13 protein-coding genes and 2 tRNA genes are annotated in these 17,846 nt (G+C 61.0%); 11 read left to right on the top strand and 4 right to left on the bottom strand.

Annotated elements, in window-relative coordinates:
- Positions 1-32 precede the first annotated feature (32 nt).
- From KVQ74_RS19175 to KVQ74_RS19165, 3 genes are all read left to right on the top strand, one after another.
- The gene (locus KVQ74_RS19175) at positions 33-1,220 is read left to right on the top strand and encodes an ATP phosphoribosyltransferase regulatory subunit (protein ID WP_217832733.1); all 1,188 of its coding nucleotides are present in this window, start codon (positions 33-35) and stop codon (positions 1,218-1,220) included.
- A gap of 54 nt (positions 1,221-1,274) precedes the next feature.
- A complete protein-coding gene (locus KVQ74_RS19170) occupies positions 1,275-2,564 on the top strand; it encodes an adenylosuccinate synthase (protein ID WP_217832732.1) in 1,290 nt (429 codons plus the stop codon).
- Positions 2,565-2,703: 139 nt separating this feature from the next.
- Positions 2,704-4,638, top strand: coding sequence for a methyl-accepting chemotaxis protein (locus tag KVQ74_RS19165; RefSeq protein ID WP_217832731.1), 1,935 nt, complete (start codon positions 2,704-2,706; stop codon positions 4,636-4,638).
- A 40-nt stretch (positions 4,639-4,678) separates the two neighbouring features.
- Here the strand turns inward: KVQ74_RS19165 and KVQ74_RS19160 are convergent, their stop codons facing one another.
- From KVQ74_RS19160 to KVQ74_RS19145, 4 genes are all read right to left on the bottom strand, one after another.
- The gene (locus KVQ74_RS19160) at positions 4,679-6,238 is read right to left on the bottom strand and encodes an ABC transporter permease (RefSeq protein WP_217832730.1); all 1,560 of its coding nucleotides are present in this window, start codon (positions 6,236-6,238) and stop codon (positions 4,679-4,681) included.
- On the bottom strand, positions 6,238-7,248 hold the full coding sequence (locus tag KVQ74_RS19155) for an iron ABC transporter substrate-binding protein (protein ID WP_217832729.1): 1,011 nt from the start codon (positions 7,246-7,248) through the stop codon (positions 6,238-6,240). The genes KVQ74_RS19160 and KVQ74_RS19155 overlap by 1 nt, the downstream gene beginning before the upstream one ends.
- Positions 7,249-7,426: 178 nt before the next feature.
- Positions 7,427-7,513: transfer RNA gene (locus KVQ74_RS19150), tRNA-Leu, on the bottom strand.
- A 181-nt stretch (positions 7,514-7,694) separates the two neighbouring features.
- Positions 7,695-7,781: transfer RNA gene (locus KVQ74_RS19145), tRNA-Leu, on the bottom strand.
- A gap of 224 nt (positions 7,782-8,005) precedes the next feature.
- Here KVQ74_RS19145 and rnr point away from each other — a divergent pair.
- The 8 genes from rnr (at position 8,006) to KVQ74_RS19105 (ending at position 17,772) form a co-directional block, all read left to right on the top strand.
- Entirely contained in the window at positions 8,006-10,636 is a 2,631-nt protein-coding gene (gene rnr, locus KVQ74_RS19140; protein ID WP_217832728.1) for a ribonuclease R, read from the top strand.
- Entirely contained in the window at positions 10,633-11,400 is a 768-nt protein-coding gene (gene rlmB / locus KVQ74_RS19135) for a 23S rRNA (guanosine(2251)-2'-O)-methyltransferase RlmB (protein ID WP_217832727.1), read from the top strand. The genes rnr and rlmB overlap by 4 nt, the downstream gene beginning before the upstream one ends.
- A gap of 302 nt (positions 11,401-11,702) precedes the next feature.
- Positions 11,703-12,125, top strand: a complete 423-nt coding sequence (gene rpsF, locus KVQ74_RS19130) for a 30S ribosomal protein S6 (protein ID WP_217832726.1) — start codon at positions 11,703-11,705, stop codon at positions 12,123-12,125.
- A 28-nt stretch (positions 12,126-12,153) separates the two neighbouring features.
- Positions 12,154-12,384, top strand: a complete 231-nt coding sequence (gene rpsR / locus KVQ74_RS19125; protein WP_002551829.1) for a 30S ribosomal protein S18 — start codon at positions 12,154-12,156, stop codon at positions 12,382-12,384.
- A 36-nt stretch (positions 12,385-12,420) separates the two neighbouring features.
- Positions 12,421-13,314 (top strand): hypothetical protein, encoded by an 894-nt coding sequence (locus KVQ74_RS19120; RefSeq protein WP_217832725.1) that lies wholly within the window; start codon positions 12,421-12,423, stop codon positions 13,312-13,314.
- 19 nt (positions 13,315-13,333) lie between these two features.
- A complete protein-coding gene (rplI, locus tag KVQ74_RS19115) occupies positions 13,334-13,780 on the top strand; it encodes a 50S ribosomal protein L9 (RefSeq protein WP_169428620.1) in 447 nt (148 codons plus the stop codon).
- Between the two features lie 119 nt (positions 13,781-13,899).
- Positions 13,900-15,297, top strand: a complete 1,398-nt coding sequence (dnaB, locus tag KVQ74_RS19110; RefSeq protein ID WP_217832724.1) for a replicative DNA helicase — start codon at positions 13,900-13,902, stop codon at positions 15,295-15,297.
- 171 nt (positions 15,298-15,468) lie between these two features.
- Positions 15,469-17,772 (top strand): YgiQ family radical SAM protein, encoded by a 2,304-nt coding sequence (locus tag KVQ74_RS19105; protein WP_217832723.1) that lies wholly within the window; start codon positions 15,469-15,471, stop codon positions 17,770-17,772.
- The last annotated feature ends 74 nt before the right edge of the window (positions 17,773-17,846 follow it).

The following is a 17,846-nucleotide window of genomic DNA, read 5'->3' as shown; positions in this document are numbered from 1 at the left end:
GTTGGCCGCCCGGATCAAAGGGGAATGGCGTAATGGCAACGGTAGACCGCTGGCTGCTGCCAGATGGCATCGAAGAAGTACTGCCACCGGAAGCGGCGCGCATTGAAGTAGCGCGTCGCCAGGTGTTGGATCTGTTCCAGAGCTGGGGTTACGAGTTTGTCGTGACTCCCCATATCGAGTACCTGGAATCCCTGCTGACCGGCGCGGGCCAGGACCTGGATTTGCGTACCTTCAAGGTCATCGATCCGCAATCGGGCCGGCAGATGGGTTTCCGTGCCGACATCACACCGCAAGTGGCGCGCATCGATGCGCACACCCTGCGTCGCGAGGGTCCGAGTCGTCTGTGCTACGCCGGCAGCGTGCTGCACGCCCAGCCGCGTGCGTTGTCGTCTTCGCGCAGCCCGATCCAGTTGGGCGCCGAGCTGTACGGCGATGCCAGTCCGAGCAGCGACGTCGAAGTCATCAGCCTGATGCTCGCCATGCTGCAACTGGCGGATGTGCCGGATGTGCACATGGACCTGGGGCATGTCGGCATCTACCGTGGCCTGGCCCAGGCGGCCGGGTTGTCGGGTGAAGTCGAGCAGCAGCTGTTCGACGCGTTGCAACGCAAGGCGATCGATGAGGTCATTACCTTGACCGAAGGCCTGCCAGCCGATTTGTCCGGCATGCTGCGTGCGCTGGTCGACCTGTGCGGTGGCCGTGAAGTGCTGAGCGCTGCCCGTGAACGTCTGGCCAATGCGCCGGCGCCGGTACTGGCGGCGCTGGAAGATCTGCTGGCGATCGCCGAGCGGTTGTCGGTGCGTTTCCCGGAGCTGCCGTTGTACTTCGACCTCGGCGAGTTGCGCGGTTATCACTACCACACCGGCGTGGTGTTCGCGGTGTTCGTGCCGGGTGTTGGTCAGTCCATCGCCCAGGGCGGTCGCTACGACGACATCGGCGCCGACTTCGGTCGCGCCCGTCCGGCCACCGGCTTCTCCACCGATTTGAAAACCCTGGTGACCCTGGGGCGTGCTGAGATCGAGCTACCGTCTGGCGGTATCTGGATGCCTGACAGTACGGATGCGGCACTCTGGCGGCAGGTTTGCCAGTTGCGCAGTGAGGGTCAGCGTGTCGTTCAGGCGTTGCCTGGACAGCCATTGGCCGCCGCCCGTGATGCGGACTGCGACCGGCAATTGATCCAGCAGAACGGGCTTTGGCAAGTATCGCCACTGGCTTCTTGAGTTTTCCCGCCGGCCATCGCCGGCACCAAGTTTGCGCGAATGAGGACAAGTGTTATGGGTAAGAATGTCGTAGTCCTGGGCACCCAGTGGGGTGATGAGGGCAAAGGCAAGATCGTTGATCTGCTGACCGAACATGCTGCCGCCGTAGTGCGCTACCAGGGTGGCCACAACGCTGGTCACACCCTGGTGATCGACGGCGAAAAAACCGTCTTGCACCTGATCCCGTCGGGCGTGCTGCGCGAAGGCGTGCAGTGCCTGATCGGCAACGGCGTGGTGGTTGCACCTGATGCCCTGCTGCGGGAAATCAACAAGCTGGAAGAGAAAGGCGTACCGGTGCGCGAGCGCCTGCGCATCAGCCCTTCCTGCCCGCTGATCCTGTCCTTCCACGTGGCGCTGGACCAGGCCCGCGAAAAGGCCCGTGGCGAGCTGAAGATCGGTACTACCGGTCGCGGCATCGGCCCGGCGTACGAAGACAAGGTTGCGCGTCGTGGCCTGCGTGTTGGCGACCTGCTCAACATGCCGCGCTTTGAAGACAAGCTGCGTGAACTGGTGGACTACCACAACTTCACGCTGGTCGGTTACTACAAAGAGCCTGCCATCGACTTCGAAAAGACCCTGGCCGAGTGCAAGGAATACGCTGAACTGCTCAAGCCGCTGATGCTGGACGTAACGGCCGAGCTGCATGACCTGCGTCGTGCCGGCAAAGACATCATGTTCGAAGGCGCCCAAGGCTCGTTGCTCGACATCGACCATGGGACCTACCCGTACGTGACCAGCTCCAACACCACCGCAGGTGGCGTGGCTACCGGTTCGGGTGTTGGCCCGATGTTCCTGGACTATATCCTGGGCATCACCAAGGCTTACACCACTCGCGTGGGTTCGGGTCCATTCCCGACTGAGCTGTTTGACGAAGTGGGTGCGCACCTGGCCAAACAAGGTCACGAGTTCGGCGCTACCACCGGCCGTGCCCGTCGTTGCGGCTGGTTCGACGCCGTCATCCTGCGTCGCGCTATCGATGTGAACAGCATCTCGGGCATCTGCCTGACCAAGCTGGACGTACTCGACGGCCTGGAAACCATCAACATCTGCACCGGCTACAAAGATGCGCAAGGCAATGCCGTTGCTCCGACTGATGCTGACAGCTACGTAGGCCTTCAGCCTGTGTACGAAGAAGTACCGGGCTGGACCGAATCGACCGTGGGTGCCAAAACCCTGGAAGAGCTGCCGGCTAACGCTCGTGCCTACATCAAGCGCGTTGAAGAGTTGATCGGCGCGCCGATCGACATTATTTCGACAGGCCCGGATCGCAACGAAACCATCGTTCTGCGTCATCCGTTTGCTTGATAAGTCGTTGATGTAAAAAACAAAGGCCCCTTGATCGGGGCCTTTGTCGTTTATGCCTGTTGGACGGCACGACCTTTGCTGTAAATATCCCGACAAGAATGCCATCAAATTAATGGCGTCAGAAGTAGAGGGATTCACAGTGTCGGCCGTTCTCTCGCTGTTACAAAGCCGTTTATTGCGGCCCGTGTTCGTTACCCTTGGTATCGCCCTTTTGGTGCAAGTGCTGGTGGCCGTCGCCCTGACGCGAAGCACCGTCACGGCGCTGGAAGCCGACCTCGGCACTCGTCTGGGCGCCGACAGCCAGAAGCTGTCCGGCGAACTGGAACAGGCCGGGCGCGAAGTCACGTCGAGCCTCGACAGCCTTTCCTCCAGTACCCGCCAGCGTCTCACGGCCGGCCTGTCCTCGCGTCTGAAGGACGAGCAGGCGCAACTGCGTGCGACCCTGGAAAAAGACCTGAAGGACTCGGCCAATGACATGGCCCAGTTGCTGGCTTCCGTCGCGCCTCGCGCCATGTGGGACAGCGACGTTCCGACCCTGTCCGAATTCGCCCGGCGTGCCCAGCGTAATCCCAACGTGTTGTTCGTGGTCTACGACGACGCCACGGGCCAGCATCTGACGCGCTACCTCAACCGCGAAAACCCGATCAACAAGGCTCTGCTGGAAAAAGGCCAGGGCGAGCGGGCGCTGGACAAGTTGCTGGATGCGGCAAAGAACGATCCGTCGGTTTTCTATATCGAAGCGTCGATCAATCCGAACGGCGTGGAAATCGGCAAGGTGTTGATGGGCGTTTCCACCGCGTCGGTGGAAACCGACCTGGCGGCGCTCGATCAGCGTTTCTCGGCGTTGATTGCCAGCAGCGATCAACTGGTCGGCGACAGCCTCAAGGGGGCGGCGGCCGACAGTGCTACGGCGATGCGTGCGCGCCTGCAATCGGCACAATCCACCGCCGGTGAAATGAAAGCCAACACCACCAGCACCGTGCAGGACGCCGCCGCGACGCTGCGCTGGCGCATCGGCATGGGCCTGGCACTGGTGGGGGCCGGCGTGCTGTTGCTGCTGGCGGTGGTGCTGGGGCATCGCGTGGTCAATCGGCTGAAGATGCTCAACGCCGCGATGGACGACCTTGCCGCCGGCGAAGGCGATCTGACCAAGCGCGTGCAGATCAACAGCAAGGACGAGATCGGCGACATGGCGTCGGCGGTCAACCGCTTTGTGGATAAGTTGCAGCCGATCGTGCGCGAGGCCGGGGATGTGGCCCAGCGCACCGGCGTGGAAATCGGCGCCATGACCTTGCGCAATGCCGGCGCCGACGCGGCGGCCGGGATGCAGCGTGATGAAGTGGCGGAAAGTTTGCGGGCGCTTTCGCAAATGGCCGACGAGGCGCAATCGGAAAGCCATGCCATGCAGGCCGCGTTGAAGCAAGTGGTCGATATCCGTCAGGCCACCGATGAAAACACCCGCACGTCGGCCAAGGTCGGCAGCCTGATCGAGGCGCTGGCGGGGCAGGTCGATACTGGAGCGAAAGTCATCGAACGCCTGGCGCAGCAGAGCGAGCAGATCGAAGTGGTGCTGACCGTGATTCACGGCATCGCCGAACAGACCAACCTGCTGGCGCTCAACGCGGCGATCGAAGCGGCGCGGGCCGGCGAAACCGGTCGTGGCTTTGCCGTGGTGGCGGACGAAGTGCGTGCCTTGGCGAGCAAGACACAAAGCTCGACCGGCGACATTCAGGCGCACATCGTCGCCTTGCAGCAGGGCGCCCGTGAGGCGGTGGAAGCGATCGGTCAGGCCGGGCGCCAGGCCAGCGAAGGTTTGCTGGTGCTGCGCGACAGCGCGCGGTTGCAGCAATCGGTACAGGCTTCGGTCGAGCAGGTGCATGCGGCGATTGGCCTGGCGACTCAGGCGGCGGCACATCAGGCGCAAGGTGCGCAGGCGGTACGCGGACGAGTCGAAACGATTCATGCCCAGGCCGAGAAGGCCGCGCAGGCGGTGGTGGAAACCACGGCCAGCGGCAAGGTCCTGGATGGCCTGGCCGCGCAGCTCAAGGCGAGTCTGGGGCAATTCCGGGCCTGATATGCCGGCAAAAAAAATCGCAGCTTCGGCTGCGATTTTTTTATCGGCTCAAATACATCCGGGTCGTCAGCAGATACACAGGCAGGCCCGACACCACGATCAGCAATGCCGCATAAGGCGCTGCGGCTGCGAACTCGACATTCGCGGTGTGCGCCCACACCTCGGTCGCCAATGTGTTCAGCCCTGTAGGGCTGAGCAGCAACGTCGCCGTCAGTTCCTTCATGGCATCCAGAAATACCAGCGCAAACGCTGCGCCCAAAGCCGGGAAAATGATCGGCAGGGTCACCCGGCAAAATGCCGTGAACGACGATGCGCCCAGCGTGCGCGCGGCCTCTTCCAGCTGTGGTGCCGCCTTGTTCAGTGCCGTGCGGATCGGCGCCTGTGCCAATGGCAGAAACAGCAAGGCATAGGCAATCAGCAGCAAGGTCGAAGTCTGATACAGCACCGGCACGTAATGCAGGGCGAAATACACCAGCGTCAGCGCAATCACCAGCCCCGGCAGGGCGTGCAGCAGATAGGGCAGGCGCTCGGCCCAGATCGCCAGTTGGCCTTTGTAGCGCACCACCAGCAATCCGACCGGCACTGCCAGCAGCAGACACAATCCCGCGCCGCCGAGAGACAGTGCCAGCGACGACAACAGGGCTTCGGTGATGGCCGCGACCGGAAACGCTGCCGACGATCCGACCGCCAGCCAGTAGGCCAGCATGCCCAGCGGAATCCCGCTGCCGACAATTGCCAGCAGCAGGCAGTACAACTGACCGGCAATGGCCCAAGGCCCGAGTCGAACCTGTTCCGCCTGACGCGCTGCACCTTGGCCGGTGCGCACGTGTCGGCCCTTGCCGCGCACGCGCAACTCCAGCCACAGCAGCACCAGACACAGCGCTAGCAACACTGCGGAAAGCATCGCCGCGTTGGCGTTGCTGAATTCCAGCTCGAATTGCTGATAGATCGCGGTGGTGAAGGTTTGCAGACCGATGATCGACAACGCGCCGAACTCCACCAGCATGTGCAGGGCAATCAGCAGCGAGCCGGCCAGCAGCGACGGCCAGAGCAAGGGCAGGGTGACGCGGAAAAACACGCCCCAGCGATTCTGCCCCAGTGTGCGGGCCGACTCTTCAAGAGACGGATCGAGGTTGCGCAGCGTCGCCGCCACCGGCAGGAAGATCAGCGGGTATTTCGACAGGCTCATCACCAGAATCGCTCCGCCGAGGCCTTCGAACTGCGCACTCAGGGAAACCCAGGTGAAACTGCTGACGAAGGCCGGCACTGCGAACGGCAGGCACAGAATCACCCCCCACAGACGTCGTCCTGGCAGGTTGCTGCGTTCCAGCAACCAGGCCAGCGACAGGCCGATCACACCGCAAGCCAGCGTCACGCCGACCATCAGCGCCAGAGTGTTGCGCAGCAGGCCGAACACGTAAGGGCGCCACAGCAAATGCAGCGCCTGTGCCCAGCCGGCCTGCCAGGCTTTCAGCCCGACATAGGCCAGCGGCAACAGGCTCAAGACCACCAGCAGCAATACCGGCAGAATCAACCAGATCGATGGCCGTTTGCGCCGTGGCACGTACTCCCTGCGCGTGACGGATAGCGATGCGGCCATCAGTTCAGGCCAACTTCGCGTTCCAGATCCAGCGCTTCTTCGGCATTGCCCAGATCCGCCGGGGTGACGTCCGGTGCTTCCAGTTCGCTGAACGGCTTGAGGCCGCGATCCGATTCCATGCCTTTATGCAGCGGGTATTCGGCGGTGGTCTGGGTGATCACGCGCTGGCCTTCTTCGCTGGCCATGTAGGCGAGAAATTGCTGCGCTTCTTTTGGATGTTTGCTGGACTTGAGTACGGCGGCGCTGGATACGGTGATCAGTCCGCCGACATCGCCGCCGGTGAAGTAATGCAGTTTCGAATCGAGCTTGCCTTTCTCTCGTTGCAGGGCGAACCAGTAATAATTGTTCACCAGAACGGTGGCGACTTCGCCGTTCTCCACGGCTTTGAGGGCGACCATGTTGTTGCTGTAGGTCTTGCCGAAGGCGCGCAGGCCGGTCAGCCATTCTTCGGCGGCATCACGTCCGTGCTTCTTGATGATGGCGACGGCCTGTTCCTGGAACGCGCCGCTGGTGGGAACGAAACCGACTTTGCCTTGCCATTGCGGGTCGGCGAAATCCAGCACCGATTTGGGCAGGTCTTTTTCATCGATCAGTTTCGGGTTGAAGGCGACCACGCGAACCCGGGCGGTCACGCCGATCCAGGTGCCATTGCCGGCGACGTACTTTTTCGGCAGAACGGCCAGGGTGGCGTCGTCGGCCTTGGCCAGCAGGCCTTGTTCGCCGAGGTTGTTCAGCGGTGGGGATTCTTCGGTGTAAATGACGTCGGCGGGGGAGCGGTCGCCTTCTTCGATGATCTGGCTGGCGAGCTGATTGCTGCTGCCCTTGCGTACATTGACGTGAATGCCGGTCTTGGCTTCGAAGGCCTTGGCGATCGCGTCGCCGACTTCCTTGTGCTGGCCGTTGTAGAGAGTCAGGGAAACCGCGTCGGCAGCCTGGGTGAGGGGAGTGGCGAGTGCCAGGCCGAGGAGGATGAAGGTCAGGCCTCGGCGCAGGGTATTTCGAAACATCATTCGCAGGGTTCCTCACTGTCGCATTGCAAAAACTTGCAACAATGATAAACGATATTGTTTCTCAGATGCGCTTCGCGGCCGGCGGATCTGCCGCCAGATGATTTCTGAACGCCAGAAACGCAAAAACCCGCTTTCGCGGGTTTTTGTGAAACTCAAGGTCGTAACCTTGAATTTGAATTGGTGCCCAGAAGAAGACTCGAACTTCCACGACCGTAAGGTCACCAGCACCTGAAGCTGGCGTGTCTACCAATTTCACCATCTGGGCATTCATCGCGAGCGTTGCCGCTGTTGATGTGGCGCACTATACGGAGCGTCCTTTGATCTGTAAACCCCTGATTTGATTTTAATAAATCAGTTTTTCAGAAACGGTTCCGCAAAATGCAAAAAACCCGCTTTCGCGGGTTTTTGTGTGAGTCTTGAAACTGATCTAGTCTCAAACTCGAAATTGGTGCCCAGGAGAAGACTCGAACTTCCACGACCGTAAGGTCACCAGCACCTGAAGCTGGCGTGTCTACCAATTTCACCACCTGGGCATCATCGACAGCGTCTACGTCGTCGATGGCGCGCACTATACGGAGCGCCTTTTTAACTGTAAACCCCTGCCGGCAAAAAAAATGATTTTTTTTACCGGCAGTGTTGAAAACGGCTTTCGAGCGTCGATACAAGGCTTCAGATGGGCCTTATATAGTCTGAAATTTCCCGTTTCAGGGCGCCTATGCCAAACTAGCCCGCATATAGACAAGGTGAAAACTCTCTAATGGCCGATTGGCAGTCCCTCGATCCCGAGGCCGCTCGTGAAGCGGAAAAATACGAAAACCCTATTCCCAGCCGCGAACTGATCCTTCAGCACCTTGCTGATCGGGGTTCGCCTGCTGCCCGTGAGCAACTGGTCGAAGAGTTCGGTCTGACCACGGAAGACCAGATCGAAGCCCTGCGCCGCCGCCTGCGCGCCATGGAACGCGATGCTCAACTGATCTACACCCGCCGTGGTACGTACGCGCCGGTGGACAAGCTCGATCTGATCCTGGGTCGCATCAGCGGCCACCGTGACGGCTTCGGCTTCCTGGTGCCGGATGATGGCTCCGACGATCTGTTCATGAGTCCGGCGCAGATGCGTCTGGTGTTCGACGGTGACCGCGCCCTGGCGCGGGTTTCCGGCCTGGACCGTCGCGGTCGTCGTGAAGGCGTGATCGTCGAAGTGGTTTCCCGTGCCCACGAAAGCATCGTCGGTCGCTACTTCGAGGAGGGTGGCATCGGTTTCGTCGTCGCGGACAACCCGAAGATCCAGCAGGAAGTGCTGGTCACTCCGGGCCGCAACGCCAACGCGCAGATCGGTCAGTTCGTCGAGGTGAAAATCACCCACTGGCCGACGCCGCGCTTCCAGCCGCAAGGCGACGTGATCGAAGTGGTCGGCAACTACATGGCGCCGGGCATGGAAATCGATGTTGCCCTGCGTACCTACGACATTCCGCACGTCTGGCCTGAGGCTGTTCTGAAGGAAGCTGCCAAGCTCAAGCCGGAAGTCGAGGAAAAGGACAAAGAGAAGCGCGTCGACCTGCGCCATCTTCCGTTCGTCACCATCGACGGCGAAGATGCCCGTGACTTCGACGACGCGGTCTATTGCGAAGCCAAACCGGGCAAGCTGCGCCTGTTCTCCGGCGGCTGGAAGCTGTACGTGGCGATTGCCGACGTTTCCAGTTACGTGAAGATCGGCTCGGCCCTGGACAACGAAGCCCAGGTGCGCGGCAACTCGGTGTACTTCCCCGAGCGCGTGGTGCCGATGCTTCCTGAGCAACTGTCCAACGGTCTGTGCTCGCTGAACCCGCACGTCGACCGTCTGGCGATGGTCTGCGAGATGACCATCTCCAAATCCGGTGAGATGACCGACTACTGCTTCTATGAGGCGGTGATCCACTCCCACGCCCGCCTGACCTACAACAAGGTCAGCGCGATGCTGGAAACGCCGAAAGCCACCGAGGCGCGCAAGCTGCGCGGCGAATACACCGACATCGTGCCGCACCTCAAGCAGCTCTATTCGCTGTACAAGGTGCTGCTGGCTGCCCGCCATGTGCGTGGCGCGATCGATTTCGAGACCCAGGAAACCCGGATCATCTTCGGTTCCGAGCGCAAGATCGCCGAAATCCGTCCGACGACCCGCAACGATGCGCACAAGCTGATCGAGGAATGCATGCTGGCGGCCAACGTGGCCACCGCCGAATTCCTGCAGAAGCATGAAATCCCGGCGCTGTACCGCGTTCACGACGGCCCGCCGCCGGAGCGTCTGGAAAAACTGCGCGCGTTCCTCGGCGAGCTCGGTCTGTCCCTGCACAAAGGCAAGGACGGCCCGACGCCGAAGGACTACCAGGCCCTGCTGGCGAGCATCAAGGATCGTCCGGATTTCCACCTGATCCAGACCGTGATGCTGCGCTCCCTGAGCCAGGCGGTGTACAGCGCCGAAAACGACGGCCACTTCGGCCTGAACTACGAAGCCTACACCCACTTCACTTCGCCGATCCGTCGTTACCCGGACTTGCTCACGCACCGGGCGATCCGCAGCGTGATCCACTCCAAGCAGAACACCCCGCACGTTCGCCGTGCCGGTGCGATGACCATTCCGAAGGCGCGCATCTACCCGTACGACGAAGCGGCACTGGAGCAGCTCGGCGAGCAGTGCTCGATGAGCGAGCGCCGTGCCGACGAAGCGACCCGCGATGTCGTGAACTGGCTCAAGTGCGAGTTCATGAAGGACCGCGTGGGCGAGTCTTTCCCGGGCGTGATCACCGCCGTGACAGGTTTCGGTCTGTTCGTCGAGCTGACCGACATCTACGTCGAAGGCCTGGTGCACGTCACCGCGCTGCCGGGCGACTACTACCACTTCGATCCTGTACACCACCGCCTGGCGGGTGAGCGTACCGGTCGCAGCTTCCGTCTCGGCGATACCGTCGAAGTGCGCGTCATGCGCGTCGACCTCGACGAGCGCAAGATCGATTTCGAGATGGCGGAAAAAACCATCAGCGCGCCGATCGGTCGCAAAAAGCGTGGCACCGAAACCGCTGCGCCTGCCGCGAAGACCGCCGCCGAACCGGCACCGGCGAAAACCGCCAGCCGCCGTCCAGCCAAGGAAAAAGCGTCCGAAGCCTACCGTCCAAGCGATGCCGTGGCGAAAAACGCCGAGCTGCGCAAAAGCCGGGAGATGAAGAAGGCCTTGCTGGCCGATGCCAAAACCGGCGGTAAGGCGCCATCGGGTGGCAAGACCGGGCGTTCTGCGCCTGACAAGTCTGCCGGCGGCAAGCCAGCCAAGCCGAGCAAACACCGTAAAGGCCCGCCAAAAGCGGGTTCGGCTCCAGCCAAAAGCGGCGGGGCACGTAAACCGAAGGCGAAGTCATGAGTCAGTTGGAAAAAATCTACGGCGTTCACGCGGTAGAAGCGTTGCTGCGTCACCACCCAAAACGCGTCAAGCAGATCTGGCTGGCGGAAAGTCGCAACGATCCGCGCGTACAGCCGCTGATCGAACTGGCCAACGAAAACCGTGTCCAGATCGGTCAGGCCGAGCGCCGCGAGATGGATGCCTGGGTTGAAGGTGTGCATCAGGGCGTCGTCGCCGAGGTCAGCCCGAGCCAGGTCTGGGGTGAAGCGATGCTCGACGAGCTGCTCGATCGCACCGAAGGCGCGCCGCTGTTGCTGGTGCTCGACGGCGTGACCGATCCGCATAACCTCGGTGCCTGCCTGCGTTCGGCGGATGCCGCCGGTGCGCTGGCGGTGATCGTGCCGAAAGACAAATCGGCGACCCTGACCCCGGTGGTGCGTAAAGTCGCTTGCGGCGCGGCGGAAGTGATTCCGCTGGTGGCCGTGACCAACCTTGCGCGCACCCTGGAGAAACTCCAGCAGCGTGGTCTGTGGATCGTCGGTACGGCGGGGGAGGCCGAGGTCAGCCTTTACGACCAGGACCTGACCGGCCCGACCATCCTGATCATGGGCGCCGAAGGCAAAGGCATGCGTCGCCTGACCCGCGAGCATTGCGACTATCTGGTGCATTTGCCGATGGCCGGCAGCGTCAGCAGTCTCAACGTGTCCGTGGCGACCGGTGTCTGCCTGTTCGAGGCTCAGCGCCAGCGCGGTGCAAAAGCCAGGGCTGCCGCCAAAAAAGCCTGATTCGAACCTGGGGGAGCGAGCGTGCTCGCGAAAAGTGGGGTGTCAGTCGACATGAAAGTGTTGCCTGATGTATCCCCTTCGCGAGCAAGCCCGCTCCCTCAGTGCTTTTGTATCAGGGCGAGGATGAGTGGTTGTTCAAATAATCACCAATTGCCTTGCACCGCTCCAATCCCTTCTCTACAATTGCGCCCCTTGCTGTGACGGCAGGCACCGATGTGCCCCGCGCCGGCAAGTCCACAAGTGTCATTCACTCCTTGTCTGACCGTTTTTGAGCGGCAGGCTACAACCCGTAAGGAGCATTCATGCGTCATTACGAAATCATCTTTCTGGTCCACCCTGACCAGAGCGAGCAAGTCGGCGGCATGGTTGAGCGTTACACCAAGCTGATCGAAGAAGACGGCGGCAAAATCCACCGTCTGGAAGACTGGGGCCGTCGTCAACTGGCCTACGCAATCAACAATGTTCACAAGGCTCACTACGTGATGCTGAACGTTGAGTGCACCGGCAAGGCCCTGGCCGAGCTGGAAGACAACTTCCGCTACAACGATGCAGTGATCCGTAACCTGGTCATCCGTCGCGACGAAGCCGTTACCGGCCAGTCCGAGATGCTCAAGGCTGAAGAAAACCGCAGTGAGCGCCGTGAGCGTCGCGATCGTCCAGAGCACTCCGACGTCGAAGGCGTTGATGGTGATGAAGGCGATTCCAGCGATAACGCTGACGAGTAATCCACGGACCTTTTAAGGAGCCTATTAAATGGCACGTTTCTTCCGTCGTCGTAAATTCTGCCGCTTCACCGCTGAAGACGTGAAAGAGATCGATTACAAAGATCTCAACACTCTGAAAGCCTACGTATCCGAGACCGGCAAAATCGTTCCAAGCCGTATCACCGGTACCAAAGCTCGTTATCAGCGTCAGCTGGCCACCGCTATCAAGCGCGCCCGCTTCCTGGCCCTGCTGGCCTACACCGACAGCCACGGCCGCTGAGACCGGGTAGTCGACAAGTAGCAAAGGATTGAATGCATGCGTGCCTTAGCTGAGTTCATCATGCGCGGCCGTATGCAGGCCACTCTTGTAGTGGCCGGGTGTGCAACATTGCCGTTGTTGTATTGGTTGGGTGCTGCCGCCGGGAGCCTGGTGCTCCTGCGGCGCGGATTGACGGACGCCCTTGGCGTTCTGTTCCTGGGAATGCTGCCGGCCTTGATCTGGTGGCTGTATGCCGACGACCCACGGGCACTTCTGGTGCTGCTGGGGTCTTCGAGCCTTGCGCTGGTGTTGCGCGCAAGTGAATCCTGGGTCCGCGTGCTGCTGGTCAGCGTAGCAGCGGGATTGGTGTTTTCAGTTGTGCTCGGGGCGGTATTCGCGCCCCAGATCGAGATGCTGGCGCAGGCCTTGATAAAGGTCATGCCGTCGCTTCTCGGTGACGCCTACCAACGATTGTCGGTAGACGAGCAGGCGCGTTTCGCGTCGCTGATTGCACCGGTCCTTACCGGACTGATTGCGGCCCTGTTGCAGATCGTCAGCGTGCTGAGCCTGATTGTCGGGCGTTACTGGCAGGCGTTGTTGTACAACCCGGGTGGTTTTGGTCGCGAGTTTCGCGCCATCCGGATCCCGCTGGGACCAGCGATGTTGCTGCTGGCGTTGATGCTTCTGGGCCCCAATCTGGGCGCACAGATGGCCATGTTGACGCCGTTGTGCAGCGTACCGCTGGTGTTCGCCGGGCTGGCCCTGATTCACGGGCTGGTGGCGCAAAGGCGACTGGCCGGTTTCTGGCTGGTGGGGTTGTACGTGACGCTGTTGCTGTTCATGCAGCTGATCTATCCGTTGCTCGTGGTTCTGGCCATTGTCGACAGCCTGATTGATTTTCGCGGTCGTCACGTGTCGAAAGACGCGGATAACGCGAACGGTGAAGGTTAAAAGTTAAGAGGATTTCCACATGCAACTGATCCTTCTGGAAAAAATCGCCAACCTGGGCAACCTGGGCGACAAAGTAAACGTTAAGGCTGGTTACGGCCGTAACTACCTGCTGCCTTTCGGCAAAGCTACCGCTGCGACCGCTGCCAACCTGGCTGCGTTCGAAGAGCGTCGTGCTGAGCTGGAAAAAGCTGCCGCAGACCGTAAAGCATCGGCTGAAAGCCGCGCTGCTCACCTGGCCGAGCTGGAAGTGACCATCACTGCCACCGCTGGTGACGAAGGCAAGCTGTTCGGTTCGATCGGTACTCACGACATCGCTGACGCACTGACCGCCTCCGGCGTTGAAGTTGCGAAAAGCGAAGTTCGTCTGCCGAACGGCACCATCCGCAACGTGGGTGAATTCGACGTGGCCGTGCACCTGCACGCCGAAGTTGAAGCCACCGTACGCGTTGTCGTGGTAGCAGCCTAAGCAACACCTGATCGGCTGGCGGCTTGTCCGTCAGGCGGTTAACATCGGGCACGATCCTGTTTACAGGTCGTGCCCTTTGTCTTTCTGTGACTCCTGCTTTTAACCAAACTCAAGTGGCCATGAACGATATCTCCGCTCCCGAGCAGTACGATCTGCAAACCGCCGCCCTGAAGGTGCCACCGCATTCCATCGAGGCCGAACAGGCCGTGCTCGGTGGTCTGATGCTGGACAACAACGCCTGGGAACGCGTGCTCGATCAAGTCTCCGACGGCGATTTCTATCGACATGACCACCGCCTGATCTTCCGTGCGATCGCCAAACTGGCCGATCAGAACATGCCGATCGACGTCGTGACCCTGGCCGAGCAATTGGACAAGGAAGGGCAGACCTCGCAAGTCGGCGGCCTCGGTTACCTTGGTGAGCTGGCGAAAAACACGCCGTCCGTCGCCAACATCAAGGCCTATGCGCAGATCGTCCGCCAGCGTGCGACGTTGCGCCAATTGATCGGCATCAGCACGGAAATCGCCGACGCAGCCTTCAACCCTGAAGGTCGCACCGCCGAAGAAATCCTTGATGAAGCCGAACGGCAGATCTTCCAGATTGCCGAGGCGCGCCCCAAGACTACCGGCCCGGTCGGTGTCAACGAATTGCTGACCAAGGCCATCGACCGCATCGACACGCTGTTCAACACCGGTGAGGGGATCACTGGCCTGTCGACCGGCTACACCGACCTCGACGACAAAACCAGCGGCCTGCAGCCGGCCGACCTGATCATCGTCGCCGGCCGTCCGTCGATGGGCAAGACCACCTTCGCGATGAACCTGGTGGAAAACGCGGTGCTGCGCAGCGACAAGGTGGTGCTGGTGTACTCCCTCGAGATGCCAGGCGAATCGTTGATGATGCGTATGCTGTCTTCCCTCGGCCGTATCGACCAGACCAAGGTGCGTTCCGGCCAACTGGAAGACGACGACTGGCCGCGCCTGACGTCGGCGGTCAACCTGCTCAACGACCGCAAGCTGTTCATCGATGACACCGCCGGTATCAGCCCCTCGGAAATGCGTGCGCGAACCCGGCGTCTGGTGCGTGAACATGGCGAAATCGGCCTGATCATGATCGACTACCTGCAGTTGATGCAGATTCCAGGCTCCAGCGGTGACAACCGGACCAACGAGATTTCCGAGATCTCGCGATCCCTCAAGGCCCTGGCCAAGGAATTCAACTGCCCGGTGGTCGCGCTGTCGCAGCTCAACCGCTCCCTGGAACAACGCCCGAACAAGCGCCCGGTGAACTCCGACTTGCGGGAATCCGGAGCGATCGAGCAGGACGCCGACGTCATCATGTTCGTGTACCGGGACGAGGTGTATCACCCGGAGACCGAACACAAAGGCATCGCTGAGATCATCATCGGCAAGCAGCGGAACGGCCCGATCGGCTTTATCCGCCTGGCGTTCATCGGTAAATACACACGTTTCGAGAACCTGGCGCCGGGTAGCTACAACTTCGACGACGATGAGTAAGATTTTCAGCGTCTGACCGACCTCTTCGCGGGCAAGCCTGCTCACGCAGGGAGCATCACCCGCCTGCGAAGGGGATGCGGTAATTTCCGACCACAGCCGTCGGAATTGGTCAAAATTTGTGCTATATTCCGCGCCCGCGAAATTCCATGAAAGCCAACACCGGTTATCGACATGCAAGCAGCCAAGCCGTTATTTGACTATCCGAAGTACTGGGCCGAATGTTTCGGGCCGGCGCCATTCCTGCCGATGAGCAGGGAGGAGATGGATCAGCTCGGCTGGGACTCCTGCGACATCATCATCGTCACCGGTGATGCCTATGTCGATCACCCGTCGTTCGGCATGGCGATCATCGGCCGGCTGCTGGAGTCCCAGGGCTTCCGCGTCGGGATCATCGCCCAGCCGAACTGGCAGTCCAAAGACGATTTCATGAAGCTCGGCGAGCCGAACCTGTTCTTCGGTGTCGCGGCCGGCAACATGGACTCGATGATCAACCGCTACACCGCCGACAAGAAAATCCGCTCCGACGACGCCTACACCCCGGGCGGCATGGCCGGCAAGCGTCCGGACCGCGCGAGCCTGGTCTACAGCCAGCGCTGCAAGGAAGCCTACAAGCACGTGCCGATCGTGCTCGGCGGTATCGAAGCTTCGTTGCGGCGGATTGCTCACTACGACTACTGGCAGGATCGCGTGCGCAACTCGATCCTGATCGACGCCAGCGCCGACATCCTGCTGTACGGCAACGCCGAGCGGGCCATCGTCGAAGTCGCCCAGCGTCTGTCCTACGGGCACAAGATCGAAGACATCACCGATGTGCGCGGTACTGCGTTCATTCGTCGTGACACGCCACAAGGCTGGTACGAAGTCGACTCCACGCGCATCGACCGTCCGGGCAAGATCGACAAGATCATCAACCCGTACGTCAACACCCAGGACACCGCCGCCTGCGCCATCGAACAGGAGAAGGGCCCGGTCGAAGATCCACAGGAAGCCAAGGTCGTGCAGATCCTGGCCAGCCCGAAGATGACGCGTGACAAAACCGTCATCCGCCTGCCGTCCGTGGAAAAAGTGCGCAACGACCCGGTTCTGTACGCTCACGCCAACCGCGTGTTGCACCTGGAAACCAACCCGGGCAACGCCCGCGCGCTGGTGCAGAAGCATGGCGAAGTCGATGTCTGGTTCAACCCGCCGCCGATTCCGATGACCACCGAGGAAATGGACTACGTGTTCGGCATGCCCTACGCCCGTATTCCGCATCCTGCCTACGGCCAGGAAAAGATCCCGGCCTACGACATGATCCGTTTCTCGGTGAACATCATGCGCGGCTGCTTCGGTGGCTGCACCTTCTGCTCGATCACCGAGCACGAAGGCCGGATCATCCAGAACCGTTCCGAAGAGTCGATCATTCGCGAAATCGAAGAGATCCGCGACAAGGTGCCGGGCTTCACCGGTGTCATTTCCGACCTCGGCGGCCCGACCGCGAACATGTACCGCATCGCCTGCAAGAGCCCGGAAATCGAATCCGCGTGCCGCAAGCCATCCTGCGTGTTCCCGGGGATCTGTCCGAACCTGAACACCGACCACTCGTCGCTGATTCAGCTGTACCGCAGCGCCCGTGCATTGCCGGGTGTGAAGAAGATCCTGATTGCTTCCGGCCTGCGCTACGACCTTGCGGTCGAGTCGCCGGAGTACGTCAAAGAACTGGTGACCCACCACGTCGGCGGTTACCTGAAGATCGCCCCGGAACACACCGAGGAAGGTCCGCTCAACCAGATGATGAAACCGGGCATCGGCACCTATGACCGGTTCAAGCGCATGTTCGAGAAGTTCTCCAAGGAAGCGGGCAAGGAGCAATACCTGATTCCGTACTTCATCGCCGCGCATCCGGGCACCACCGATGAAGACATGATGAACCTGGCCCTGTGGCTCAAGGGCAACGGCTTCCGTGCCGACCAGGTGCAGGCGTTCTACCCGTCGCCGATGGCGTCCGCCACCGCGATGTATCACTCGGGCAAGAACCCGCTGCGCAAGGTGACATACAAGAGCGACGGCGTGACCATCGTCAAGAGCGAAGAGCAGCGTCGCCTGCACAAGGCGTTCTTGCGTTATCACGATCCGAAAGGCTGGCCGATGCTGCGTGAAGCGCTGATCCGCATGGGTCGCGGCGATCTGATCGGGCCGGGCAAGAACCAGCTGATTCCGCTGCACCAGCCGTCCACCGACAGCTACCAGAGCGCCCGTCGCAAGAACTCGACGCCGGCCGGCAGCCATAAAGTGGCGAAAGAGAAGACCACCAAGATCCTCACCCAGCACAACGGCCTGCCGCCGCGTGCCAGTGATGGCGGTAATCCGTGGGACAAGCGTGAACAGGCCAAGGCGGCGGCATTCGCCCGCAACCAGCAGGCGGCCAAGGAGCGCAAGGACGCGGCCAAAGGCAAAGGGCCGAAGCCGACACGCAAGCCGGTCGTCCCGCGCTGAGTTTTGATTGAGCTGAACAGAACGCCAACCTTCGGGTTGGCGTTTTGCATTTCTGGTTTCGGGATTTTGGGTGG

It is taken from the genome of Pseudomonas botevensis (genome assembly GCF_019145475.1).
Classification (GTDB): Bacteria; Pseudomonadota; Gammaproteobacteria; order Pseudomonadales; family Pseudomonadaceae; genus Aquipseudomonas; species Aquipseudomonas botevensis.
The sequence above is the reverse complement of the archived record's forward strand: the minus strand, read 5'-3'. Positions and strand labels throughout refer to the sequence as shown.